Raw genomic sequence first — 23,770 nt, 5'->3', positions numbered from 1 at the left:
GAGGCCGCTCAGCCGGCGAAGGCGGGATGGACGACCGCGCCGTCGCGGGTCAGCGCGATGGCCTTCACGATCTCGTCGTCCCAGTTGACCAGGATGCCCTTGGCCTCCTTGTCGTGCAGCACCTGCAGCAGGGCCAGCAGGTTCTTGGCATAGAGCAGCGAGGCGGACTCGGCGATGCGGCTCGGGTAGTTGGCGTGACCGACGATCTTCACCCCATTCGTGGTGGTGACGACCTTGCCCAGTTCCGCCCCCTCGACGTTGCCGCCCTGCTCGACCGCCAGGTCGACGATGACCGACCCGGGCTTCATCGAGGCGACATGCTCGCGCGTCACCAGGATCGGCGCCTTGCGGCCGGGGATCAGCGCGGTGGTGATGACGATGTCCTGCTTCTTGATATGCTCGGCGACCAGCGCGGCCTGCTGGCGCTTGTAGTCGTCGGACATCTCCTTGGCGTAACCGCCGGCCGTCTCGGCCTGCTTGAACTCCTCGTTCTCGACGGCGACGAAGGTGCCGCCGAGCGACTGCACCTGCTCCTTCACCGCCGGACGCACGTCGGTGGCCGACACGATGGCACCGAGGCGCTTGGCGGTCGCGATGGCCTGCAGGCCGGCGACGCCGACGCCCATGATGAAGGCGCGCGCCGGCGGAACGGTGCCGGCGGCGGTCATCATCATCGGGAAGGCGCGGCCATACTCGCCGGCGGCATCCACCACCGCCTTGTAGCCGGCGAGGTTCGCCTGGCTCGACAGCACGTCCATCACCTGGGCGCGCGTGATGCGCGGCATGAATTCCATGGCGAAGGCGTTGACGCCGGCGTCGGCATAGGCCTTCACCAGGTCGCGGCTGTTGTACGGATTCAGGATGGCGAACAGCAGCGCTCCGCGCTTCATCAGCGACAGCTCGTCCAGCTCACCTTCCCCCGAAGCGAGCGGACGCTGTACTTTCAGCACGATGTCGGCGTCCCGCAGCAGCGCCGCGGGATCGGCCACGATGGAAGCGCCGGCGGCCTCGAAAGCCGCGTCGGTGATGCTGGAGCCGAGGCCGGCTCCCTGTTCCACCACGACGTCGAGTCCGAGCCCCTTCAGCTTCTTCACCGTTTCGGGAGACGCCGCTACGCGGAGTTCTCCCGCGCGTCGCTCCTTGGGTACGGCGACCTTCATTTTCCACTCCCCTGCCTCAAAAGGGCACAACGCCCCGCAACGGCCAAATCCCCAGGCCGTCTTTGCGGCGCTCCGCCACGACGACCGGCATACATGCCGGATTTGAGCGGCTTTGTGAAGCCACACAGGTTGATGGTACTACCAGCCTCTCCTTCGCGTCGCAACAAAGCCATGTTCGAGCTGGCAATTGCAGCAGGATTGTTGTGAAATCTCCGACAACCGCGGCATTTCGGAACCCACCCTCTGTCAAGTCCGCTTTCCGCCTCCTTGCGCGACAGTTGGCCGCAGCGCCCAGCTACCTGCCCCGCGCCGGCCGCCGGGCCACGGGAATCGCATTTGAAAAAGAGGAGTAGCGTCGTGGGTGGAAATGGATTCTGACTATCGGCCCAAGGCAGAGGAACTGTGTCGATGGCCGGTGTGTTTCGCATTTCCTTTCAAGGGCTACCCGATCCGCGAACGGGCAATGCCCGTCGTCACGACCTGCTGGAGGTGCTGACCATCGCGCTGACGGCATCGATCTGCGGGGCGGAAAGCTGCGTGGACTTCGCCCTGTTCGCCCGCGACCGGCGGGCGCTGTTCGCGGAGTTTCTGGAACTGGCGGGCGGGTTGCCCAGCCACGACACCTTCTCACGCATCTTCCGCTTGCTGGACCCGGCGGCGCTCGCGCGCTGCTTTGAGCAATTTCTCGGCCAGTTGGGCGAGGATGGCGCCGGAGTGCTGGCGATCGACGGCAAGACGCTGCGCGGCTCCTTCGATCGGGCCGCCGGCCGCTCGGCCCTGCATGTCGTCACCGCGTTTGCCTCCGGCGCCCGGATGGTGGTGGGGCAGCGGGCGGTGGCGGCGGGCGAGAACGAGATCACCGCGGCGCGGGCGTTGCTGGAACTGTTCGACCTCAACGGCGTGCTGGTCACCGGCGACGCCCTTCATTGTCAGGCGCAGACCGCGCAGACCATTCTGGAGCGGGGTGGCGACTGGCTGTTCCCGCTCAAGGACAACCGCCCGGCGCTGCGGGCCGAGGTGGAGCGCTACTTCGCCGACCCGGCGGCGGCGTTGGGCGACGCCCACGTCACCACCGACGCCGATCACGGCCGCATCGAGGTTCGCCGGCACTGGACCAGCCCGGAGGTGGCGTGGCTGGCCTCCGACCGCCGCTTTCCCGACGAGGCCGCCCTGCCGGGCCTGAAGACCCTGGGCCTGATCGAGCGCACCGTCACCGCGGCCGACCAGCGCACGACGACCACCCGCACCCTCTATCTCTCCTCCGCTCGACTGGATGCCAAAGCCCTGGCCCGCGCCGTGCGCGCCCATTGGAGCATCGAGGCCGCCGTCCATTGGGTGCTCGACACCAGCTTTGACGAGGACCGCGCCCGCAACCGCAAGGACCATGGCCCCGAAAACCTCGCCATCCTGCGAAAGCTCGCCCTCAACGTCGTGCGCGCCGCGAAAAACGACGACTCCATCCGCGCCAGACGCAAGCGCGCCGGATGGTCCGACGACTACGCCCGTTCAATCCTCGCTCAAATGCGATAGCCGTGGCCGCCGGGCAGGCGGCACTTGTCAGGGCCCCGCTCGGCCGGATATCGTCCGCCCCCGATTTCCCGATATCCCGAAAATTCGAGTGAGGTACCCGATCATGTCCGACGTCGGCGGCATTGCGGCGGATCGACTGAAATCCTTCGTGGAGCGCATCGAGCGCCTGGAGGAGGAGAAGCGCGGCCTGCAGGAGGACATCAAGGAAGTCTACGCCGAGGCCAAGGGCACCGGGTTCGACACCAAGATCATCCGCCAGATCATCCGCCTGCGGAAGATGGACAAGGCCGACCGCCAGGAGCAGGAGGCCCTGCTCGACCTCTACAAGGAAGCGCTGGGGATGGCGGAGTAGGCTCCGCCGCCTCCAGGGGGCGTCCGGCATCGCTGCCGGACGCCCTTTTCTGCCACCTCATGCGGCCTCCGCCCGCAGCCGGCCGGCGAGGCCCGCCATCACGTTCCCGATCAGCGCCAGCCCGACCCCACCCTCCAGGGTCAGGATCGACTCCGGGTGGAACTGCACCGCGGCCAGCGGCAGCGCGCGATGCTCGATCGCCATCACCTGCCCGTCCGCCGTCTCCGCCGTCACCAGCAGTTCGGCCGGCAGCGTTTCCCGCCGCGCGACCAGCGAGTGGTAACGGCCGACCGTCAGACGCTCCGGCAGACCGGCAAACAGCCGACCGCCCAATACCCGAACCTCCGACGCCTTGCCGTGCACCGGCTCCGGAAGCTGCCCCAGGCTGCCGCCGAACCGTTCGGCCATGCCTTGCAGCCCGAGACAGACCCCGAACACCGGCACGCCGAGCGCCAGCGCGGCGTCGATCGTCCCGGCCACGTCGAAATCGGCCGGCCGGCCCGGTCCCGGCGACAGCACCAGCAGGTCCGGCGGGTCGGCGGCGAGAGCCGCACGCGCATGGCCATGGCGCAGGGTGGTGATCTCCGCCCCGGTCTGGCGCAGATAGTCGGCCAGCGTATGGACGAAGCTGTCGTCATGATCGACCAGCAGCACCCGCTGCCCCAGGCCGCCGCGCGGTGCGGTCACGGCACGGCCGGCCACCGGCTCGCCCCGGATGGCGCCGAGGAAGGCCGCCGCCTTCAGCCGGCACTCGGCATCCTCCGCCCGCGGGTCGCTGTCGGACAGCAGGGTGGCGCCGGCCCGGACATAGGCGACGCCGTCCTGCATCCGGATGGTGCGCAGCGTCAGCCCGGTATCCAGGCCGCCGTCGAACCCGATCCGCCCGAAGGCTCCGCCATACCAGCGGCGGGCCGACTTCTCCGTATCCTCGAGGAACTGCATGGCCCAGCGCTTGGGCGCGCCGGTCACCGTCACCGCCCAGGTATGGGTCAGGAAGGCGTCCAGCGCATCGAACCCCTCGCGCAGCCGCCCTTCCACATGGTCCACCGTGTGGATCAGGCGGGAGTAGAGCTCCAGCATCCGCCGCCCCACCACGCGGACCGAGCCGGGCTCGCACACCCTTGCCTTGTCGTTGCGGTCGACGTCGGTGCACATGGTCAGCTCCGCCCGGTCCTTGGCGGAGTTGAGCAGGGACAGGATGCGGTCGGCATCCTCCAGCGCGTCGGCCCCACGGGCCACGGTCCCGGAGATCGGACAGGTCTCCACCCGACGGCCGCCGACCCGCACATACATCTCCGGACTGGCCGCCACCAGGAACTCGCCGCGGCCGAGATTCGCCAGCGCCTCATAGGGGGCCGGGTTGGCGGCGCGCAGCCGGCGGAAGACGGTCGAGGGCGTGTCGGCGCAGGGCTCGGCGAAGGTCTGGCCGGGCACCACCTCGAACAGGTCGCCTCGGCGGAAGGCCTGCTTCGCCGCCTCGACCACCGCGCAATACTCCCCCGGCGCGTGGTCTCCCTCGGCCGGAGCGTTGGTCTCGCGGCGGTAGGGGTGCGGCCGCCCGTCCCGCGGCAGGCCGGCCGTGCCCGCCTCCCCCACCGCGAAGTCGTAGCGGAAGCGGCGGGCCACGCCGGCGGCGGGATCGACGGCCACGAGTTCGTCGGGCAGGTAGAGGACGAGGTCGCGCTGGTCGTCCGGCCGCTCCAGCCGCCGCCGGATCGGCTCGAACTGGAAGGCGAGGTCGTAGCCGAAGGCGCCGAACAGCCCAAGCAGCGGATCCGCCTCCGCACCGAACAGCCCGGTCAGCCCGCGCAGCACGGAGAAGACCGAGGGCTGGCGGCTGCGCTCCTCCTCCGGGAAGGGATGGGCCGGCTTGCGCACCAGCACCGAGACGCGGGCCGGCGCCACCTCGACGGCCCTGGCGGCGGGCAGCGCTTCCATCGCTGTGGCCACCGCCGGCAGGAGCAGCCTACCCCGCGCGTTGAGAGCGTCGATCCGGACCGTCCGCCCGCGGGCGGTCACCGACAGCGGCGGATCGACGAAGCCGAGCGCACAGCGGCGATAGCGGCCGGGCGCCTCGACCCCGCTCGACAGCAGGAGGCCGCGGCGGCTGTCGAGCGCGTCGATCAGCGGTTCCACCGCATCGGCCGGATCGAGCGGCTCGGCCGTCCGCAGCACGGTCAGACCGCCGGCGGTCCGGAAGGTCAGGGGCTCCAGATGCCCGGGATCGGCGAGGAAGAAGCTGGGGGAGAACATCGAATGGCTCCGCGGTTCGTCGTTCCTGGATGAACCGCCTGGAGATCCCCGCCCGACACCCCGCTTCCCGCACAAGGAAAAGGCCGCTCCGGGAACCCCCGGGCGGCCTGATGATCGTCTCTTCGATCGGTATCGCGCTCACGCGCATCGCCTGGCCGGCCCGGTTAAGCGGGCCACCACCAGCGGTGCGACAGGAGGAGCGCAAACGTCGTCATGGCCCCGACTTCGCCACAGGGCCTGCCGCTTGTCAAGCAGGTCCGCCGGGTCCGTTCCCGTGCCGGATGGTGCGCGTTGTGCGGACCTCATTTGCCGCACAATGCGCTTCACCCGTCATTTTCAGAGGATAGTCAAGGACTTGCCGGAGATCGTCCGGGTACGTCCGTTGTGCGTCGGCTGCACAATGGCCGGGGCGCGCTCCGGCCTCCGACAGGAGAAGGCTATCGTCACGACGCAGGCGGCGCAAGGCTGCCGGGAAAAACGCAGGGCTCCGAATCCAGGTTAACGGATTTTGGCGGCAAGGATGGCGTCGAGGTAATCGGTGTCCCATCCCGCCAGCTTTCGTCGGAGCTTGATGCTTGTCGCTTTGGGTTTGGCCGGTTTTTTGGTGGCGCGCCGCAGTCCCGAGCGCGGCCGGGCGGGTTCCTCGGCCTTGCGGACGAGATTGATGGCGAAATGGCGGACGACGGCCATGTTCTGAGCGCCATGTCCCTTGCGCAAGCGGGACTGGTCGTCGGTGAAGACGACGTCGAGAACCCAATGCAGCCGGTTCTCGATGCCCCAATGCCCCCGAATGGCCTCAGCCGCTGCCTGGGCGCTCAGCGTGGCGGAAGAAACGTAGTAGCGGGTGTCGAAGCGGCAGCGGTCCTTCAACTCGGCTTTGCTGCCAACCCGAATGATCGAGGCGACGGCGGGCAGACGCACCTCGCCGGGGAAGCGGCGCTCGCCGGTCAGCCAATCGACCTCGCGGGCGACCGTGACCGTGCGCTGCTCGATCCGGCCATGGCCCTTGTCGATGTCGGTGGCGTGCTCGAGGGCCACGTCCGGGGCCTCGGCGAAGTAAGTTTCGATCTCATCGCGCAGGGTCGGCTGGTTGGCCTTGACCGCCAGCAGGTAGTCGGCCCCGGCGTCGCGGATGGCTTGGGCGATGGTGGCGTTGCAGGCGATGGCGTCGATGGTCACGATCGCTCCCGTGAGGCCGCCGTCGGCCGCCAGGCGCTCCAGAAGAACGGGAATGGCCGCGAGTTCGCCAGCCTTGTCTTCGACGGCTTCCTGCCCGAGCACCAGACGGCTGGTGGTGGCGAAGGCCGACACCAAGTGGAGAGGGGCTTGAGCGCGGCTGCGGTCATGGCTGCGCCGCGAGGTCTTGCCGTCGATGGCGACAAGCTCGGGGCGGTCGGGCCAAGCCTCGCGCACCCAGGCTGTGAAGCAGTCCTGGAACAGGCACGGGTTGATCCGGTTCATGAACACGGTCAGCCAGCGTCCGCTCGGCACCCCGTGATGGTAGGGCTGAAACCGCCGCAGAAAATCGAGCCGGGCTTCGCCCCACGCTGCGATCGCCTCATAATCCTCACAATCGGCGATCGTCCCACAGACCGCCAGAAGCAGAATCTCCGGCAAGGGATAGGCCACCCGCCACGGATCGCGCGGATCGTCGATCAGCGAAAAATGATCCAGCAGCGCCTTCAGACGCGATTTCTGACCAAATTCGGCTGCGATGGAACTCATGGCACGGCACCCCCGATCCGGTTCGGCCCCACCGAATCAGAAACCGTGCCGTTCGTAAACCAGCGTTAACCCGACTTCGGAGCCCTGGGGAAAAACGGACGATCGGCCGGAGGTGATCGGAATTCCTCAACCTTGACCCTCACGGTCGGGGTGCCATATGGGAGGCCCTGCCCCGCGGGGACGACCCCGCCCTTTGCCGAGGGGCCTTCCGTGCAGGGACGACCCTGCCGCACGACACCCTGATCCAGTGCCCGATCCAGGGCCAGATCCAGGGATAGATGTTGGGAGGTGCCGCGATGGCATGGATTACGCTGTTCTTCGCCGGATTGTTCGAGGTCGGCTGGGCCGTCGGACTGAAGTACACCGAAGGCTTCACCCGCCTGTGGCCCAGCCTGTTCACCGGCCTCGCGATGCTGGTCAGCGTCCTCCTGCTGGGGGTGGCGCTGAAGAGCCTGCCGCTCGGTACCGCCTATGCGGTGTGGACCGGCATCGGCACCATCGGCACGGCACTGCTCGGCATCCTGCTGTTCGGGGAGCCGGCGGGGGCGCTGCGGCTTGCCTGCATCGCGCTGATCGCCGCCGGCATCGTCGGGCTGAAGCTGGTGCCCGCCTGACGAGGCACCGTTACGGCGCCTCGCGCACCTCGAAGTCGTGGGTGATCGTCGCCGTCTGCCCGAGCATGATGGAGGCGGAGCAGTATTTCTCCGCCGACAGGGCGATGGCGCGCTCGACCTTCGCCGGGTCGAGGTTGCGGCCGGTGACGACGAAATGGGCGTGGATCCTGGTGAAGACCTTCGGGTCGGTCTCCGCCCGCTCCGCCTCGATGGAGACCTCGCAGTCGGTGATGACCTGACGCCCCTTCTCCAGGATCATCACCACGTCGAAGGAGGTGCAGCCGCCCATGCCGATCAGCAGCATCTCCATCGGGCGGATGCCCAGGTTGCGCCCGCCGGATTCCGGCGCGCCGTCCATCACCACGGCGTGCCCGCTGCCGGATTCGCCGACGAACATCCTGCCGTCGACCCAGGTCACCCGCGCCTTCATCGTGCCATCTCCGCATGTGCAAACGAATGGATGGGGCGGAGGCTAGGCCCGGCCGGGCTGCCGCGCAAGTCCCGCCGGCGGGCGAATCCGGCTTGCCGCTGTTCATCCGCCGATGATATCTCCTAAGGGTGGTTTCGCCTGCCGCAGGTGCGAAACGGTCGATCCCGCCACCGGGAGCGGCCGGTGCGGCACGGCCGACCGGGACCTTGCCGATCGCCGCCGGAGGACATTCGATGCGCCGACCGATCCTCGCGATCCCCATCCTTCTCGCGGCGCTCTGCACAGCCGGGGCCGCCGAGGCCAAGCGCGTCCGCAGCGGCGACGGCTTCACCGAGCAGGCCGTCGTCTCCTGCCTCAGCGGCGCGACGATCAGCGGCGTCACCACCGCCTTCGTCGCCATTCCCCTGGCGCACAGCGGAATCGGAACGGGCGTTGCCGCGTCGGCGGTCGCCGCATCCGCCGGGGTGGGCTGCGGGCTCGGCGTCGCCTATACCGCTGCCGCGACCGGCTACAGCTGGGCCTGGCGCAGCTTCGTCGCCCCGCCGGACGAGCCGGAGATCGAAGACCTGCCAACCGCGCCACTGCCGCCCGAGAGGCCGCGAGAGACCCTGATCCATGCCGCTTTCCCCTGACCCCGGGCACGACAGCCACAAGCACGACGGCCACAAGCACGGCCACGACGCCCACGGCCACGCGCAGGCGGATGGCGCGCAGGCGGGGCACGGGCATACCGGCCGGTCGCAGGAGGGCCGCGGGCACGGCGGGCACTTTCACGGCAATCAGTCCCATGCAGGCCATTCCCACGGGGGCCATTCCCATGGTGGTCATTCCCATGGCCCCGTCAGCTACGACCGGGCCTTCGCCATCGGGGCGGTGCTGAACATCGGATTCGTGGCGGTGGAGGCGGTCTACGGGTTCCTGGCGAACTCCACCGCCCTGCTGGCCGACGCCGGCCACAATCTGAGCGATGTGACCGGGCTGCTGTTCGCCTGGGGCGCCGCCTGGATCGGCCGGCGCATCCCGGCCGGGCGCTATACCTACGGGTTCGGGAGCGTCTCGATCCTGGTGTCGCTGCTGAACGCCGTGATCCTGCTGATCGCGGTCGGTGCCATCACCATGGAGTCGGTCCGCCGCTTCGTCGAGCCGGAGCCGGTCGCCGAGGGCACGGTGATCGTGGTCGCCGCCATCGGCATCGTCATCAACGGCCTGACCGCCTGGCTGTTCATGGGCGGCCAGCACGACCTGAACGTCAAGGGCGCCTACCTGCACATGGCGGCCGACGCCGCGGTGTCGCTGGGGGTGGTGATCGCGGCGATCCTGGTGGGGCTGACCGGCTGGCTGTGGATCGACCCGCTGACCGGCCTCGCCATCGCCGCCGTCATCACCGTCGGCACCTGGGGGCTGCTGCGCGATTCGATCCGGCTGGCGCTGGCCGCCGTACCGGAGAGCGTCGACCGCGCCGGCGTCGAGACCTATCTGGCCGACCTGCCCGGCGTCACCGCGGTGCATGACCTGCATATCTGGCCGCTCAGCACGACCGAGGTGGCGCTGACCGCCCATCTCGTCCGGCCGGGCGCCGGTCCCGACGACGATCTGCTGAAGGAGGTGGCCCAGACGCTGAAGGAGCGCTTCGGCATCGGCCACGCCACCCTCCAGGTGGAGCATGACGGCGCCTTCTGCCGCCTCGCCCCCTCCAACGTGGTCTGACGGTTACCCACGGCGGCGACCGCCGGAAGAGTGGCGGTCCGCAGGCCGGGGCCCGGCGTTTGATGGGAAGCCTTCAGTCGGTTTCCGGACGCCCCCGCCATGGATCACGAAAGCGCCTCGCCCCTTCGCCGCCTCGCCGCGGCCTGTGCCGTCACGCTGACGCTCGCCGCCTCTCCCGCCCTGGCGGCGGGCGGCGCGCCGGAAGGATTCCCGACCCTGTCGAGCCGGCCGGAGATCGCCCAGCGCCAGGCGATCGGCTGCAGCGTCGTCGGGCTCGGCGTGACCGGGCTGGCGCTCGCCTCCGGCACCATGGCGACCGCGGGCGGCGGCGCGACCGCTGCGCCGGCGGTGGCGGAGCTCCTGGCCTTCTTCGGGGCCGGCTGCACCATGGGGGCCTTCATCGCCACCGCCTTCCCGCCCGGCGCCCCCGCACCGGAAGCGCCGGCGCCGGCACGCGAGTCGCCGGACAGCCGGCGGCTGCGCATCCAGGCGGCAGAGTACATCCCCTGACCGCTCAGCCCATGTCGCTGACCGCTCAGCCCATGATCGTGCGGCCGGCCGAGGGGCTGGCCGGCGCCGGGGCGGGCGGTTCGGCGGGCGGTTCGGCGGGCGGCGCCGGCTGCACCGCCGGGGCGGCGGGCTGCTGCCACCACCAGCCCTCGGTCAACCAGCCCTTCACCGCCGAATAGCGGTTCCAGATCCAGCCGCTCCAGCTCTCGGCCTCGGGACGGACGCGGTTCCACGTCTCCTCGCTCCAGGAACCGAGCGGCTTCAGCCATTCCTCGGTCTTGTCGAGCCGCTCGGCCAGCTTGCCGACCTCGGCCTTCTGCTCCGCGATCTGGGCGGCGATCTGCTCCTGCAGCTTCAGCACGCGGTCGATCAGCCCGCCGGGCTTGTCGGCCTCCGCCACCGCGGCCCCGGCCGCCTCGGCCGCCGCCCCGCGCAGGCCGGCGATGTCGGCGCGCAGACCCTCCACCGCCTTTTCGAGGGACTCCTGGCGGGCGGCCATCGACTGCATGGCATCGGCCGGCGCCTTCAACTGGTCGCGGATGGCGTTCAGCGAGGACTCCATGGCGTCGAGCCGCCTGGTGAGCGCCGAGCCCACCGCGTCCCCGGCCGCCGCCGGCTGCTGCGCGGCATCCGCCGCCGGCCGCAGGAGATCGGCGAAGACATAGCCGCTGCGCCCGTCCGGCCCGACCACCGCGTACCAGGGGGCGTCCGCCACCTTGCCGGTGACGCGCAGCCGGGTGCCGGCGTCGATCTGGGCGAGGCGGGCTCCCTGCTGGCTCGGCTGCTGGCGCAGGTTGGTCCGGCCGAGCGTCACATACTCGCCCTCCAGCGCCTCCAGCCGGACCGCCGCCCGGCTGGCGGGGCCGGTCGGGGACGGCGTCTGGGCGAGGGCGGGTCCGGCGGCGAGAGACCAGCAGAGAAGCGCGGCGGCGAGAGCGGCCCTGGAATGAGGGGTGGAAGTCATCGGGCCTCGGCCTCCTCGACGATGAAGTTGTCCTCGCGCATCAGCCGGTCGATCTCCGCCTCCTCCTTGCGGAGCTGGTGGTCCAGCTCGCTGGTCGCCGGCCGGTTGCCCCACAGGGCGTCTGCGTAGAAGGTCTGGTACCAGTCCTGCAGCGTGTTCATTCCGACATCCACGGCGACCGACCCCAGCACGGAGGCCGTGATCACCAGTGCGGTCAGCGATGCGGAGCCCATGGGCGGTGTCTCCCCGGTGGAGGTCGTCGGGTCAGTAGGTCTCGACGGCAAGCTCGCCGCCGGCCGCCAGCAGGCGGTCGATGGCGGGTTCGCCGAAGCGGTGGAAGAGGACGGGCGTCGTCAGCGTGTCCAGCAGGGTCGAGCTGACCAGCCCGCCGAAGATCACCAGCGCCACCGGATGCAGGATTTCGCTGCCCGGCGCGTCGGAGGCGATCAGCAGCGGGATGAGGGCGAGCCCGGCGGACAGCGCCGTCATCAGCACCGGCATCAGCCGCTCCTCGCAGCCGCGCACCACCAGCGCCCGGCCGACCGGCATGCCGTCGTGAAGGGCGAGGTTGATGAAGTGGCTGATCTTGAGCACGCCGTTGCGCACCGCGACGCCGGCCACCGCGATGAAGCCGATCATGGCGGCGAGGCTGAGATCCTCGCCCGCCAGCCACAGGGCGGCCACGCTGCCGATCAGCGCCAGCGGGATGTTGCCCATGATGATGGCGGTCAGCACCACCGAGCGGTAGCGCTGGTAGAGCACCAGGAATACCAGGGCAGCCGACAGGCAGCTCAGCCCGATCATCATCGGCCGCCCCTCCTCCTCCTGCCGGAAGGAGCCTTCGAGGCGGGTCGCATAGCCCTGCGGCAGGGCCGTCGCGGCGACCGCCTCGCGCATCTTCGCCACGATGGCCGCGGTATCCGACCCGTCGGTGTTGGCGATGACCGCGATGCGGCGCATGCCGTTCTCGCGCAGGATCTGGTTGGGGCCGTCGCCGCTGACCACGGTGGCGATGGTGGAGAGCGGCACATGGCCGGCCGGCGTCTCGATGCGCAGTTGCGGCAGGGCCTCCGGCGTCCGCTCGTCGTCCGACAGCTTCAGCAGCACGTCGAAGCGCCGGCCGTCGTCGATGATCTGCGAGACGACGCGGCCGTTGGCCAGCGTCTCCAGCGCCTGGGTCACCTCCGCCGGCGTCACGCCGAACAGCTTGGCCCGCCCGTAGTCCATGGTGATGCGGACCTGCGGCACGCGCACCTGCTGTTCCACCATAAGGTCGACGAGGCCGGGAATGGCGGCGAACTTCTGGCGCATCCCGTCGGCCAGGACCCGCAGCGTGTCGAGGTCCTGCCCGTAGATCTTCAGCACGATGGCGCCGCGCACGCCGTTCTGCGCCACCTGCATGCGCGAGGTGAGGAACTGCGTCACCGTCAGGTCCACCGGCAGAACCGACAGGCGGCGGCGCAGATCCTCGATCACCTCGGCGCGGCTGCGTCCGGCCAGCGCGATGCGCACGGGAAACTCGCTGGCGCTGACCGGATCGGCGTCCTCGTCGCTCTCGTTGCGGCCGGTGCGGCGGGACACGCTCACCACCTCCGGCACCTGCAGGATCAGATGCTCGGCCATCTGGCCGATGCGCACCGATTCCGCCAGCGAGATGCCCGGCTTGTTCAGGATCTGGACGTAGAGCGTGCCCTCGTTGAAGGGGGGAAGGAAGCTGCGCGGCAGGAACGGCAGGGTGGCCGCCGCCAGCACCACCAGAGCGCCGGCGGCGACGAACAGCGCCTTCCGATGGTCGAGCGCCCAGTTCAGCGCCCGCGTGTTGGCCGCCTTCAGCAGCAGGACCGGCTTGCCGTGGTAGGAGGCGCCGAGGTCCTTCATCCGCGGCAGCAGGTACGAGCACAGCACCGGCGTCAGCGTCATCGACACCACGAGGCTGGCGAAGATCGACACGATGTAGGCCAGCCCCAGCGGCCCGAACAGCCGCCCCTGCTCGCCCGGCAGCGCGAACAGCGGCAGGAAGACCAGCAGGATGATCATGGTGGCGTAGACGATGCCCGACCGCACCTCCTGCGAGGCGTCGGCGATCACCGCCAGGATGGGGCGCGGATGCTTGCGCTGCCGGTTCTCGTAGAGGCGGCGCAGGACATTCTCGACATTCACCACCGAATCGTCGACGAGCTGACCGATGCCGATGGCGATGCCGCCCAGCGTCATCGTGTTGATGGTGGCGCCCATCAGATGGAAGGTGATGATCGTCACCAGCAGCGACACCGGGATCGACAGCATGGCGATCAGCGTCGTCTGCAGGTTCAGCAGGAAGGCCAGCAGGACGATCACCACGATGATGATGGCGTCGCGCAGCACATGCGTGACGTTGGTGATGGAGGCGTTGATCAGCTCGGCCTGGCTGTAGCTGATCTGGTCCGCCCGCACACCCGCCGGCAGCGAGGGGGCGATCTCCGCCAGGAACTGCTCGATGTTGGCGGCGACCTGCACCGTGTTGGCGCCGGGATGCTTCAGCACCGACAGCAGCACCGCCGGCCTGCCGTTGAAGCTGCCGTCGCCGCGCTTCATCTTCGGCGCGTAGCTGACCTCGCCGAGCTGGCTCAGCAGCACCGGCCGGTCGTCGCGGTAGGCGACCACCAGGTTGCGGATGTCGTCCAGGTCGTGGCTGCGGGCGACGTTGCGGATGATGTACTCGGAGTGGTGGACGTCGTTGAAGCCGCCGGAGCTGTTGGTGCCGAAGGCCGTCAGGGCATGGTCCACCTGGTTCAGCCCGATACCGAGCGAGCGCATGGCGGCAAGGCTGGGGGTGAAGCGGAACTGCCGCACGTCGCCACCCACCACATAGACCTGCGACACGCCGTCCACCCCCATCAGCCGCGGCCGCAGGGTCCAGTCGGCAACCTCGCGCAGGGCCATCGAATCGAGCGTGTCGGAGGTCAGCGCCACCTGCATGACGAGGCCGGCGACCGACGACATCGGGGCGAGCTGCGGCGACAGGCCGGGCGGCAGCCGGTCGCGCGCCATCCCGATGCGCTCCGCCACGATCTGCCGGTTGCGGTAGGGGTCGGTGCCCCACTGGAACTCGGCATAGATCAGCGAGAAGCCCGGGCTGGAGGAGCTGCGCACCCGCGCCACGCCGGGCATGCCGTTCAGCATGGTCTCCAGCGGGAAGGACACCATCTGCTCCACTTCCTCGGGCGCAAGGCCGCCGGCCTCGGTGACGATGGTGACCACGGGCGGGTGGAGTTCGGGCAGCAGCGCGATCGGCATGTCGCGCCCGACGAGGATTCCCCAGAGGGTCAGCAGCGCGGTCAGGATCAGGACCGGAACGCGCTGGCGCAGACAGATGCCGACGAGAGCCTGGAACATCGCGGGCCGCCCGTCACGCCGGTCCGGCGTCGGCGAGCCCGCGGCGGCGTCCGTGCCACTGGCGCCAGCCGAACCAGCCGATGCCCCCGGCCGACGCGAGGCCGAGGACCCAGCCGAGCAGGCGCAGCGCGCCGCCGCCGCCGGACTGCACCGGGACATGGGCCATCTCGATCTCCGCGGCGGCGCGGCCGGATCCGGCGGCCGTGTCGATCGAGACGGTCAGCGCCACCCGGGGCGCGGTCGGGGCGAAGGGGCCGCCGACATAGACGCCTGGCGAGCTTTCCGCCAGTTGCAGCTCCGTCCGGCCGGCCTTCACGCCGACCCGCCCGCCGGTCACCGGGGCGTTGTCGGCCGTGCGGTCGAGGAAGGCGTAAAGCTGCCGGTTGGCCGCGATCAGCACGACGCCGACCCCGCCCACCGTCAGGCTGACGCGCGGGGCCGGTCCGGGTTCCTCCGCGGCGCGGGCGGCCGGCGCCAGGACGAGGACGGGGAGGACCAACCCCGCCAGCAGCATCAGCGCCGTCAGGCGGCGGAGACGGCCGGCGAAGCGGCCGGGGGGCGTGCTGCGGTGCTGCGGCATGGACCGGTTCGGCATCATCTCTCGGCTGGAAACACGGGGGGATGGGGACGGGGCTACTGCAGCTGCACGAGAAGACGGGTTCCGCGGGTGACGATCCGGGCGCCGGAGGGCAGGCCGGCGGTCACCAGCACGGTGCGGCCGTCGATCGCCTCCGTCGTCACGGTGCGGGGACGAAGACCTCGGGCGCCACATGCTCCCACACCTGCTCCAGCCCGTTGGAGCCGGTCACCACCGCGTCGCGCGGCACGGCGATGCCCGGACGGGACTTCTGCTTGCTGCGGATCGACACGGTGACCGGCCGGCCGACCCGCAGGCCCTCCGCCGGATCCTCGACCCGGAACATCAGCGGCACCGCCTGCTGCTGCAGCGACAACCCGCTGCCGACGAAGGAGACGTCGAGCGCCTGCCCGTCCGGCGTGGTGGCGACCGCCTCCTCCACCTCCGCCGCGACCGCCGCCAGATGCGGGTCGGCGGCGACGGCCTCCACCCACAGGCGCTTCGGGTTCACGATCTCGAAGATCTTCTCGCCGGGCTGGACGATGCGCCCGTTGATGGCGTTGGAGACGGAGACCACCCCGTCCGTCGAGGCGCGCAGCACCTCCTGGGTCTGCAGCATCGGCAGCAGGGCCGCCCGCTCGCGCCGCAGCCCTTCCAGCTTCATCTCGGCCTGGATGACCTTGCCGTCGCGGAAGGGGACGAACCAGAACTGCTTCAGCAGCTCGACGCTCTCGGCGGTCTGGCGGATCTCGGTGGTCAGGCGGGCGACCTCGCGGCGGACCTGGGTGCGGTCGACCACCCCGACGGCCGGCGAGACATAGCCCAGGATCTGGCCCTGCTTGACCTCCTCGCCCAGCACCGGCAGGCCGCCCTTCGGCGCCTCGATCCGGCCGGTCAGGCTGGCCTCGACATCGCCATGGGCGTTGGGGTCGGGCACGATGCGGCCCGGGATCTTCACCGACAGCGCCGCCTCCCCTGCTCCACCGCCTGGGTGCGCAGCTCGAACAGGCGCTGCAGCGGCTTGGGCACGAAGTAGGAACCGTCGGGCCGGCGCTGCGCCCTGTCGTAGACGAAGTTGGCGAGCAGCTTGGGATCGATCGGCCCCTCTTCCTCCGCGGCGGGTTCGGCGGCGGGGGCCGGCGGCTTCGCAGCCTTCGCCGCGGACGCGAGCGGCCGGCTGACCGGAGGATCCGCGGCATCGGACTGCATCGCACCGGCGTCGGACCCCGACGGCAGCGCGGCGATCTGGATCGGCGGCAGGCCGCCGGCCGAAGCACCGCCCTGCGCCGTCTCGACCGCGGCAGCGGACAGGGCGAGCGGACCGGCAGCGGTCGTGGCGAGTTCCGGACGCTTCGGCTGGGGTCTGACCGGCTTCTGCGCCGGAGGCGGATCGCGGCGCTCGCTGCGCAGCACCGTGCGGGTACCGGCTGCGGCCGGTTCCGGCGGATCATAGGGTTCGGTGATGGGAATGGCCGTCACCGGGGTGCTGTTGGTGCCCAGCGCGTAGGCGACCTCCCAGGCGAACTGGCCGATCGTGTCGGCGGCGGAGCGTGCCCGGCTGCCCACCGCGCCGACCGGCACGGCAAGCAGCCCCGGCACCTCGGCGAGCGCCGAGGCGGCGGCCCCGGCGGCGCTCACCCCGGCATCGGCAGCCTGCCCGAGCAAGGCCTGGGCGCTGTCCAGCAGGGAGGGTTCCTCCGCCGGGAGCGCCGGCTGGACCGACCGGCCGCCGGACACCAGGGTGATGTCGGCCTCGTCGGCGGCGGGGCGCCACCACCAGGACGCCTCTGCCCGCCCGCCGGCCGTCAATGCCAGGACCGAAACACCAAGCAGTGCGGTGGCCACGCGGGCCGCGCGCTTGCAGGACATGCCCCCTCGCCTCCCGTGCTCTGCACCGGCTCCCGCCCCGGAGCCCGTGAAACAATCGCCCGAACCGACCATCGGGCTAACTCATAAGGCGAGCATGCACAAACAATTATCCCTACGGAAGGCGCATCTCGCAGTGCGGAAAGCGGAACGGCGATTTTCCGCAACCAGCGCCACTCATCCGTGGGCCTATTGCTGGTCGAGCCCGTAGGGCGAGGTCGGCGGCACCACCCCGCCGGCGCATTGCCGCTCCCGCACCGTGGCGTAGAGCGTGCGCTCGATGGCGTAGGCGTCCTTGGACGGATCGCGGGCGTAGGGGCCGATGAAGCCGTCCTCCAGATAGCGCACCGTACCGTCGGTGCTGCGGTAGAGGATGTAGCCGTCCATGCCCAGCACCGAGTATGTGCCGGCCATCGTCGCGGCACGCCCGACGAGGTCGCGGGCGGTCATCGGCCCGAAGAAGGGCAGCACCATGTAGGGACCGCTCTTCAGCCCCCAACTGCACAGCACGTTGCCGAGATCGTCGTACCGGCTGGTCAGTTCGTAGCGTTCGGCCGCCACGTCGTACCAGCCGCCGATGCCGGCGGTGCTGTTGACCAGGAAGCGGCCGGCCGCCGCGCGGGCGTTCGGCAGGTCGGCGCGCAGCACGCTGCTGACCGCGGTCCAGGGCTCGCGCAGGTTGGCGAAGACGTTGGCGATGCCGGCGCGCGTCCCGGACGGGACGTTGCCGACATAGGCCTGCCGCAGCGGTTCCAGCAGGCCGTTGCCGAACCCGTTGTTGAAGCTGAAGACCGCGCGGTTGTACGTCTCCCACGGATCATAGACGGCAGGGTCCGCCGATACCGGCCGGGCGGCGGAAAGACCACCCAGAAGCAGGGCGGACAGGAGAAGGGCGCGCAACCGGGACACGGAGCCTCCTGCGGCGGATTGTCGGCGTGGCCGACACTCTACCCCTTTCGGCGACGCAGCGGAACCACAACCCGAAGGAGGCCCCGCACAGGCCGTTGGACGCGCGGGCGCGGCGGGCGTAGAGTCGGTACTCCGATCGCATTCCCTGCCCTGCCGCCATGCTGACGATTCCCGGTTATCTGGTCCGACTGCTGATCGCCATGCTGGTCATCTTCGGCAGCTACAACCCGTCCGGCTACTCCTATTACCACTGGCTGCATGTGGAAATCGGCGACTGGGCGCTGAAGCTGTTCGTCGGGCTGGTCCTGCTGATCCTGTTCTACCTGCAGATCCGCGCCATGTGGCGGTCGATGCGGTTCGTCGGCACGACGACGCTGAGCGCCATCATCGCCACCAGCGTGTGGCTGGCTTCCGACCTCGGCCTCGTCGACCTGTCGGACGACACGGCGCGGATCCTGGTGGTGCAGGTGGCGCTGGCGATCCTGCTCGGCACCGGCTTCTGCTGGTCGCACATCCGCTACCGCCTCAGCGGGCAGGTCGATTCGGAGAACATCGCGGCATGACCGGGCGGCCGTTCCCCATCGGCAGGGACGCTCCGCGATGAAGTGGCTCGGCATCGTCACCCGGACGCTGAGCTGCTTCCTGCTGGTGTTCGCCACCTGGAATCCGGAAGGCTATTCCTACATCGACTGGCTGTTCTCCGCCGACGGCTCCTACTGGTCGGCCAAGGCGGTGGCCGGCACCTTCCTGGTCGGCGCCTACATCATCTACCTGCGGGTGACGTGGCTGGCGCTCGGCGTGCTGGGCACCGCCGCCCTGTGGGCGGTGGTGCTGACGGCCTATCTGGCGATGCGCCGGCTGGGGCTGGTCGATCCCGACGCGCCCTTCTGGTCGGGCTATGTGATCCTGGTCGTCAGCGCCCTGACGCTCAGCGTCGGCATCTGCTGGGCGCATGTGAAGCGCCGGATCACCGGACAGTCTCAGGTGCTCAGTCCGCCGCCATGAGGCCGGCGATGCCGGTGGACCGGCGCAGGTTCGACAGGATGTCCGCCGCGAGGTCCGCGGTTTCCGCCGCCCGCCCCTCGCCACCGCGGGCCAGCGCGCCGGCCACCGCCCGGGCCAGCGGGGCTGCCGTTTCCGGCCGCTGTTCCAGCAGGCGCCGCATCGCCTCCATGGTGATCTCGCCGACCAGCGCTTCGGTGCGGCTGCGCACGGTGGCCCCATGGGCGCCGCCGAGGAAGAGGGCGTCCAGCCCGACGAGGCGGCCCGGCCCGACCGCCACCGGCTCCGTCGCCGCACCGCGGCCGCGCGCCGGTTCGGCGGACAGCAGCCCCTCGATCACCAGATAGGCCGCCGCGGCCGACTCCCCCGCCTGGACCAGCGTGCTGCCCGGCGGCAGGCAGCGCTGGCGCACGCCCGCCGCCAGCAACGCGACGTCGGCATGATCCAGCGCCGACAGGGGATCGGCAGCTCCCAGCAGCAGGGCGAGCCGCTCCGCGCCGACCGACCGCCAGACGGCACTGTCGGGATCGCCCGGCGCCCGCTCCTCCTTCGGCCAGGCCGGACGCAGTCCGGCATGGTCGAGATGGCTCAGGATCCGCTGCAGGACGAGACTGCGCGCACGGAACCGCTTCTCCACCGGCGGACAGAAGAAGACGCCGTACTCCACGCCGGTCGGAGTGACGGCGCGGATCCGGACATAGGGGGCGTCCACCCCCGGCGCGGCGAAGGGCAGCATCGCCTCGACCGCCGCCGCCTCCAGGATGCGCAGGGCGCGCTCGGCCGGAACGCCGACATCCAGCGTCAGCGTGACCATGAATTCCAGGTAGGGGGTGGGCAGCGAATGGTTGGTGATGGTGGAGGCGGCGATCCGGCTGTTGGGCACCGTGATGATGTTGCCGAAATCATCCTTCAGCCGGGTGCTGCGCCAACTGATCTCCGCCACCCGCCCCTCGATCGTGATGTCGCCCGCCTTGTGCAGCCGGATGTGGTCGCCGATCCTCAACGGCCGGTCGAGGTTCAGCGCCAGCCCGGTGAAGATGTCGACCAGAAGTTCCCGCAGCGCCATGCCCAGCACGACGCCGGCGACGCCCGACGCCGCCCACAGCACCGTCAGGTCCTGCTTGAAGACGAAGCCGGCGATGGCGGCGACCGCCATCAGGTAGATCAGCAGGCCGGAGAGCTGGCTCAGCAGCCTCGGCACCGGCCCGCCGAGCGCCGAGGCGACCAGCCCGTCGAGCACCACCACCTGGACCAGCCGCCGCAGCAGGACGGCCAGCGACAGGACCAGGCCGATGCTGAGCCCGTAGCCCAGCACCCGCCAGCCGCTTTCCAGCGCCTCCACCCCCGCCGCCTGATAGGCGCTGCCCTCCAGATAGAGCGCGCCGCCCAGCAGGATGCAGCCGCCGAGCGGCATCAGCAGCTTGTTGAGCGCGGCAAGAAGGGGGCGAAGGGTCATGGCGGCGCCGCTCCGGGTCAGGCGAGCGTGAAGCGGTCGACCTGCGCACGGGCGCGGTGGACCATGCGGGCAAGCTCCTCCATCGTGGCGCTGATCTCCTCGGCGGCGGCGGCGTTGCCCTCGCTGCCGGTGCGCAGTTCGCCCAGCCGGCCGACCAGCTCCTGCACGGCGGCCGACTGCTGCGCCAGCGCGGCGGAGATCGCCTGGATGGCGACGCCGCTGTCGCGCGCCGCCTCGGCGATCCGCTCGATGGTCAGCCGCGCCTCGCCGGCGTCGGCGACGCCTTCATGGACGGTGCGGGCCGACTCGGCGATGATCCCGTCGATGTCGCGGGCGGCGAGCGCGGCCTCCTCGGCCAGCCGGCCGATCTGCTGGGCGACGATGCCGAAGCCGGTGCCCTGCTCGCCGGCCCGCGCCGCCTCGATCCCGGCGTTCAGCGACAGGATATGGGTCTTGTCGGCGATGCGGGTGATGGTGCCGGTGATCTGCTCGATCCGGCCATGGCCGGCGGCGATCCGCTCCACCGCCCCCGACAGGGTCGCCAGCTTGGCCCGCCCGTCCTCCGCCAGGGCCGCGGTGCCGGCGGCGAGGTCGCGCCCGCGCGCCGCGTTGCCGGTGATGTCGGTGACCGACTGGGCGGTCTGGGTCACCGCCCCGGCGACCGCGGTCAGGCTGGTGAGCTGGCGGGCCGATTCCTGCGCCACCTGCCGGGCGGCGGCGGCGGTCTCGGTCGCGGCGGCGGTGATCTGGGTGGTGTTGGCCGCCACCTCCCCCACCAGCCCGCGGAGCTGCTCCAGCGCCCGGTTGACGTTGCCCTTCAGCACGGCGAACTCGCCCTGGTAGCTGCCGCCGACCGACCGGGTCAGGTCGCCGTCGGCCATGCGGCCGGCGACCGCCGCCAGTTCGTCCAGCAGGCTGACCAGCGAATCGAGGCTGCGGTTCATGTTGGCCTTCAGCGCCCGCAGGTCGCCTTCATAGCTGCCGGTCATCCGGCCCTTGAGGTCGCCGCCGGCCAGGAGCTGCATGACGCCGACCAGTTCGAACAGCGGCTTGCTCAGCAGCTCGATCAGATCGTTCAGCCCGGCGACCAGGGCGGCGTATTCGCCGTGATGGGCAGCGGGATCGACGCGCACCGACAGGGCGCCGCCCTGGGCCGCCTCCACCAGCCGGCCGAGGTCGGCGGCAAGCCCCCTGACCGCGGTGACCGTCGCCTCGGCCGCCCGCGCCATCTGGCCGATGTCGTCGGCCCGTTCCGTCATCCCGACGGTCACGGCGAGGTCGCCGGTCCCCACCCGCGTCAGCGTGCCGGTCAGCCCGGCCACCGGACGGGAGATCAGCGCATCGACCGCCCACATGCAGAAGAGCGCGAAGCCGATCAGGGCGGCGAGCCCCGCCAGCAGCGTGGTCCGTCCCTGGGCTGCGACGGTCACCGCCTCCCGGCCGGCCGCGTCGCCCTCCTCCTTCGAGATGGCGACCAGGGCGACGAGGTCGTCGCTGAAGGCCGCGAACAGCCGCTCCGTCTCCCGGATGACGGCGGCGGCGTCCTGGCTCACATTCTGCCGCGACAGCGCGACCAGACGCTCGCTGGACGCCAGATAGGAGGCGAAGTCGCGCGAGAAGTTCTGGTAGCGCTCCTGCTCGCGCGGGGTGTCCACCTGCGGCTCATACTCCTTGCGCAGCGCCTCGATCTGCGCGCGCAGCCCGTCCATCTCCCGCTCCAGCCGCGCCATCTCGGCCGGGTCGGTGCTGAGGATGTGCTGCATCTCCGCCGCGCGGTAGTCGCTGGTGGCGGTGTTGATCGCGTTGGACAGCACGATGGACGGCACGACCTGCCCGGCCAGCCTCTCGACATCCCCCGTGACCGTCCGCAGGGCATGGAGCGCCACCGCACCGAACACGGCGAACAGGGCGATCATCAGCAGGAAGGCCAGCCGAAGCTTCGTCTTGATGGTCATCGGTCTCGTCGGTTCGTTGGGGCGGGGATTCTGGGGTCAGGAAGGCGAGGCCGCGGCGGAAGAGGAGGCGCGGCCGACCCGCGCCGCCGCCAGCGGACGCCGCAGCAGGGGCGGCAGGGCACGGTCGAACAGGTCGCCGCGCAGGCGCAGGGTCCAGGCGCCATCCTCCCGGCGCGCGGCGTCGAACAGGGCGGCCGCTGCCGGGGGAAGAGCATGGAGCGGCTGCCAGGGCGTGGCGGGCGCGGCGGACAAGGGAAGGATGCGGCGCACCCGCAGCAGCCCGGCACCTCCGGCGAGCGCCAGGAGGCGCCGTGCCCCGCCGTCGGGCCGTCCGAGCAGCCGCGCCGCGTCCCATACCGGGCGGCCGCCGCGCCGTCGTCCGATCTCCACCGGCTCCTCCTCGACATGGCCGACCAGGGCCAGGGGCAGCGCAATGCGCAGGCCACCGGCCTCGACCAGAATCTCCTGCGGCCGGGCAACGGCGTTCCCCGCACCGTGGCCGGGCCGCCGGCCGCCAGCGGCGGAGCCGGCGGCCAGCCGACCAGGGGGCCGGGATCGACCAGCCGGACCGGCGGACCGGCATCCTGCGGCCACCAGACCGAACGGCCCCCGCCGGGATGGTCGACCGCCACGAGCCGGCCGGCCTCGACCGGTTCCACCCCCAGGACGCGGCCGGCCAGCAGGGCGACGCGCTCGCCGTTGTCGCCCCGCAGCAGGATGGCCACGGGCTCCTCCGGCAGGACGGCCCCGTCGAGCGGGCGGGCGGCGACCGGCCGGTCCTCCAGCAGAACCAGCCGGTCGGCGGCCCGTCCGCCATCCGGCAAGGGCCCGAGGATCCGCGCCCGGCCGGTCCGCTCGACCCGCTCCAGCCGCAGCCCGACCGTTTCGTTCCCCGACTGGACGAGAAGGAGGCCGACGGCCGGGCCGGGGACGGACGGCCGTCTCCGGGGCGGACGCTCCACCGGGCGCAGGCCGCCGGTCCAGGGCAGCAGCCGCGCGAGGTCCAGCGTCGCGCCGGACGGGTCCTGCGGTTCGACCCGGTCGACCGCCAGAGCGATGTCGCCGGCACCGGTCGCCAGAACCGCGAGCATCCGGCGTTCACCGGCGGACGCGCCGGCCAGCAGGCCGCCGTCCACCTGCAGCAGAGGCACCCCCTCCACCGCGACCAGCCCGTCGGCCGGTGCCGGGGCGAGCGGCAGGAGCGTCACCGGTCCCGGCTCCGCCACCGCGCGCAGGGAGGCGGCCGGCACCGTCCAGCCGACGCCGCAGACGCAGAGGCGGAGCGCGGAGCCCGCAACCGCCCCCCGCTCCGCCCCCGGTCCTTCCAGTGCTGCCGGATCCGCCGACATCGCCGCCGTCACCGCCTGGCCCATCAGCGATCGGCC

At 71.0% G+C, this 23,770-nt stretch carries 22 protein-coding genes; 8 read left to right on the top strand and 14 right to left on the bottom strand.

Going from position 1 to position 23,770, the window contains the following annotated elements; translation table 11 throughout:
* Positions 1 to 8: 8 nt before the first annotated feature.
* Entirely contained in the window at positions 9 to 1,160 is a 1,152-nt protein-coding gene (locus DEW08_RS12505) for a Re/Si-specific NAD(P)(+) transhydrogenase subunit alpha (protein ID WP_109327568.1), read from the bottom strand.
* 408 nt (positions 1,161 to 1,568) lie between these two features.
* Here DEW08_RS12505 and DEW08_RS12500 point away from each other — a divergent pair, with 408 nt between their 5' ends.
* Together DEW08_RS12500 and DEW08_RS12495 are read left to right on the top strand one after the other, a co-directional pair.
* Entirely contained in the window at positions 1,569 to 2,690 is a 1,122-nt protein-coding gene (locus tag DEW08_RS12500; RefSeq protein WP_109326842.1) for an ISAs1 family transposase, read from the top strand.
* Positions 2,691 to 2,793: 103 nt separating this feature from the next.
* On the top strand, positions 2,794 to 3,042 hold the full coding sequence (locus DEW08_RS12495; protein WP_109327566.1) for a DUF2312 domain-containing protein: 249 nt from the start codon (positions 2,794 to 2,796) through the stop codon (positions 3,040 to 3,042).
* 57 nt (positions 3,043 to 3,099) lie between these two features.
* Here the strand turns inward: DEW08_RS12495 and DEW08_RS12490 are convergent, their stop codons facing one another.
* A complete protein-coding gene (locus tag DEW08_RS12490) occupies positions 3,100 to 5,295 on the bottom strand; it encodes an anthranilate synthase (protein ID WP_109327564.1) in 2,196 nt (731 codons plus the stop codon).
* 498 nt (positions 5,296 to 5,793) lie between these two features.
* Positions 5,794 to 7,020 carry an ISAs1 family transposase gene (locus DEW08_RS12485; RefSeq protein ID WP_109326513.1) on the bottom strand — a complete coding sequence of 409 codons (1,227 nt, stop codon included), beginning with the start codon at positions 7,018 to 7,020 and terminating at the stop codon, positions 5,794 to 5,796.
* Positions 7,021 to 7,316: 296 nt separating this feature from the next.
* Between DEW08_RS12485 and sugE the strand changes: the two genes are divergently transcribed.
* Positions 7,317 to 7,634 (top strand): quaternary ammonium compound efflux SMR transporter SugE, encoded by a 318-nt coding sequence (gene sugE, locus DEW08_RS12480; RefSeq protein ID WP_109327562.1) that lies wholly within the window; start codon positions 7,317 to 7,319, stop codon positions 7,632 to 7,634.
* Between the two features lie 10 nt (positions 7,635 to 7,644).
* On the opposite strand, the gene DEW08_RS12475 is transcribed toward sugE, so the two are convergent.
* Complete coding sequence (locus tag DEW08_RS12475; RefSeq protein WP_109327560.1) at positions 7,645 to 8,064, bottom strand: OsmC family protein; 420 nt, start codon at positions 8,062 to 8,064, stop codon at positions 7,645 to 7,647.
* Between the two features lie 233 nt (positions 8,065 to 8,297).
* On the opposite strand from DEW08_RS12475, the gene DEW08_RS12470 reads away from it, so the two are divergent.
* The 3 genes from DEW08_RS12470 (at position 8,298) to DEW08_RS12460 (ending at position 10,281) form a co-directional block, all read left to right on the top strand.
* Positions 8,298 to 8,696, top strand: coding sequence for a hypothetical protein (locus DEW08_RS12470; protein WP_109327558.1), 399 nt, complete (start codon positions 8,298 to 8,300; stop codon positions 8,694 to 8,696).
* On the top strand, positions 8,680 to 9,771 hold the full coding sequence (locus DEW08_RS12465) for a cation diffusion facilitator family transporter (RefSeq protein ID WP_109327556.1): 1,092 nt from the start codon (positions 8,680 to 8,682) through the stop codon (positions 9,769 to 9,771). Before DEW08_RS12470 ends, DEW08_RS12465 begins: the two co-directional genes overlap by 17 nt.
* A gap of 99 nt (positions 9,772 to 9,870) precedes the next feature.
* Complete coding sequence (locus DEW08_RS12460) at positions 9,871 to 10,281, top strand: hypothetical protein (RefSeq protein WP_109327554.1); 411 nt, start codon at positions 9,871 to 9,873, stop codon at positions 10,279 to 10,281.
* 25 nt (positions 10,282 to 10,306) lie between these two features.
* Here the strand turns inward: DEW08_RS12460 and DEW08_RS12455 are convergent, their stop codons facing one another.
* From DEW08_RS12455 to DEW08_RS12425, 7 genes are all read right to left on the bottom strand, one after another.
* Positions 10,307 to 11,245, bottom strand: coding sequence for an SH3 domain-containing protein (locus DEW08_RS12455; RefSeq protein WP_109327552.1), 939 nt, complete (start codon positions 11,243 to 11,245; stop codon positions 10,307 to 10,309).
* Positions 11,242 to 11,478 carry a hypothetical protein gene (locus DEW08_RS12450; protein ID WP_109327550.1) on the bottom strand — a complete coding sequence of 79 codons (237 nt, stop codon included), beginning with the start codon at positions 11,476 to 11,478 and terminating at the stop codon, positions 11,242 to 11,244. Before DEW08_RS12450 ends, DEW08_RS12455 begins: the two co-directional genes overlap by 4 nt.
* Positions 11,479 to 11,509: 31 nt before the next feature.
* Positions 11,510 to 14,620, bottom strand: a complete 3,111-nt coding sequence (locus DEW08_RS12445) for an efflux RND transporter permease subunit (protein ID WP_109327548.1) — start codon at positions 14,618 to 14,620, stop codon at positions 11,510 to 11,512.
* 13 nt (positions 14,621 to 14,633) lie between these two features.
* Complete coding sequence (locus tag DEW08_RS12440) at positions 14,634 to 15,200, bottom strand: hypothetical protein (RefSeq protein ID WP_146214687.1); 567 nt, start codon at positions 15,198 to 15,200, stop codon at positions 14,634 to 14,636.
* Positions 15,201 to 15,357: 157 nt separating this feature from the next.
* Entirely contained in the window at positions 15,358 to 16,155 is a 798-nt protein-coding gene (locus tag DEW08_RS12435) for an efflux RND transporter periplasmic adaptor subunit (RefSeq protein ID WP_168220353.1), read from the bottom strand.
* Entirely contained in the window at positions 16,152 to 17,066 is a 915-nt protein-coding gene (locus DEW08_RS12430; protein WP_109327542.1) for a hypothetical protein, read from the bottom strand. The genes DEW08_RS12435 and DEW08_RS12430 overlap by 4 nt, the downstream gene beginning before the upstream one ends.
* A 186-nt stretch (positions 17,067 to 17,252) precedes the next feature.
* Complete coding sequence (locus tag DEW08_RS12425; protein ID WP_109327540.1) at positions 17,253 to 17,972, bottom strand: MlaA family lipoprotein; 720 nt, start codon at positions 17,970 to 17,972, stop codon at positions 17,253 to 17,255.
* Between the two features lie 158 nt (positions 17,973 to 18,130).
* Between DEW08_RS12425 and DEW08_RS12420 the strand changes: the two genes are divergently transcribed.
* Together DEW08_RS12420 and DEW08_RS12415 are read left to right on the top strand one after the other, a co-directional pair.
* Positions 18,131 to 18,535 (top strand): DUF6524 family protein, encoded by a 405-nt coding sequence (locus DEW08_RS12420; RefSeq protein ID WP_109327538.1) that lies wholly within the window; start codon positions 18,131 to 18,133, stop codon positions 18,533 to 18,535.
* Between the two features lie 37 nt (positions 18,536 to 18,572).
* Complete coding sequence (locus DEW08_RS12415) at positions 18,573 to 18,977, top strand: DUF6524 family protein (protein WP_109327536.1); 405 nt, start codon at positions 18,573 to 18,575, stop codon at positions 18,975 to 18,977.
* Here DEW08_RS12415 and DEW08_RS12410 read toward each other — a convergent pair.
* Genes DEW08_RS12410 through DEW08_RS12400 form a run of 3 tightly spaced genes read right to left on the bottom strand, consistent with a single transcriptional unit; the run spans position 18,961 to position 23,758 of the window.
* Positions 18,961 to 20,430 carry a mechanosensitive ion channel family protein gene (locus DEW08_RS12410; RefSeq protein WP_109327533.1) on the bottom strand — a complete coding sequence of 490 codons (1,470 nt, stop codon included), beginning with the start codon at positions 20,428 to 20,430 and terminating at the stop codon, positions 18,961 to 18,963. The two genes, DEW08_RS12415 and DEW08_RS12410, sit on opposite strands and share 17 nt — an antisense overlap.
* Positions 20,431 to 20,447: 17 nt before the next feature.
* The gene (locus tag DEW08_RS12405) at positions 20,448 to 22,385 is read right to left on the bottom strand and encodes a HAMP domain-containing methyl-accepting chemotaxis protein (protein ID WP_109327531.1); all 1,938 of its coding nucleotides are present in this window, start codon (positions 22,383 to 22,385) and stop codon (positions 20,448 to 20,450) included.
* The gene (locus DEW08_RS12400; protein WP_109327529.1) at positions 22,382 to 23,758 is read right to left on the bottom strand and encodes a hypothetical protein; all 1,377 of its coding nucleotides are present in this window, start codon (positions 23,756 to 23,758) and stop codon (positions 22,382 to 22,384) included. The genes DEW08_RS12405 and DEW08_RS12400 overlap by 4 nt, the downstream gene beginning before the upstream one ends.
* Between the last annotated feature and the right edge of the window lie 12 nt (positions 23,759 to 23,770).

It is taken from the genome of Azospirillum thermophilum, assembly GCF_003130795.1.
Lineage (GTDB): Bacteria > Pseudomonadota > Alphaproteobacteria > Azospirillales > Azospirillaceae > Azospirillum > Azospirillum thermophilum.
The sequence above is the reverse complement of the archived record's forward strand: the minus strand, read 5'-3'. Positions and strand labels throughout refer to the sequence as shown.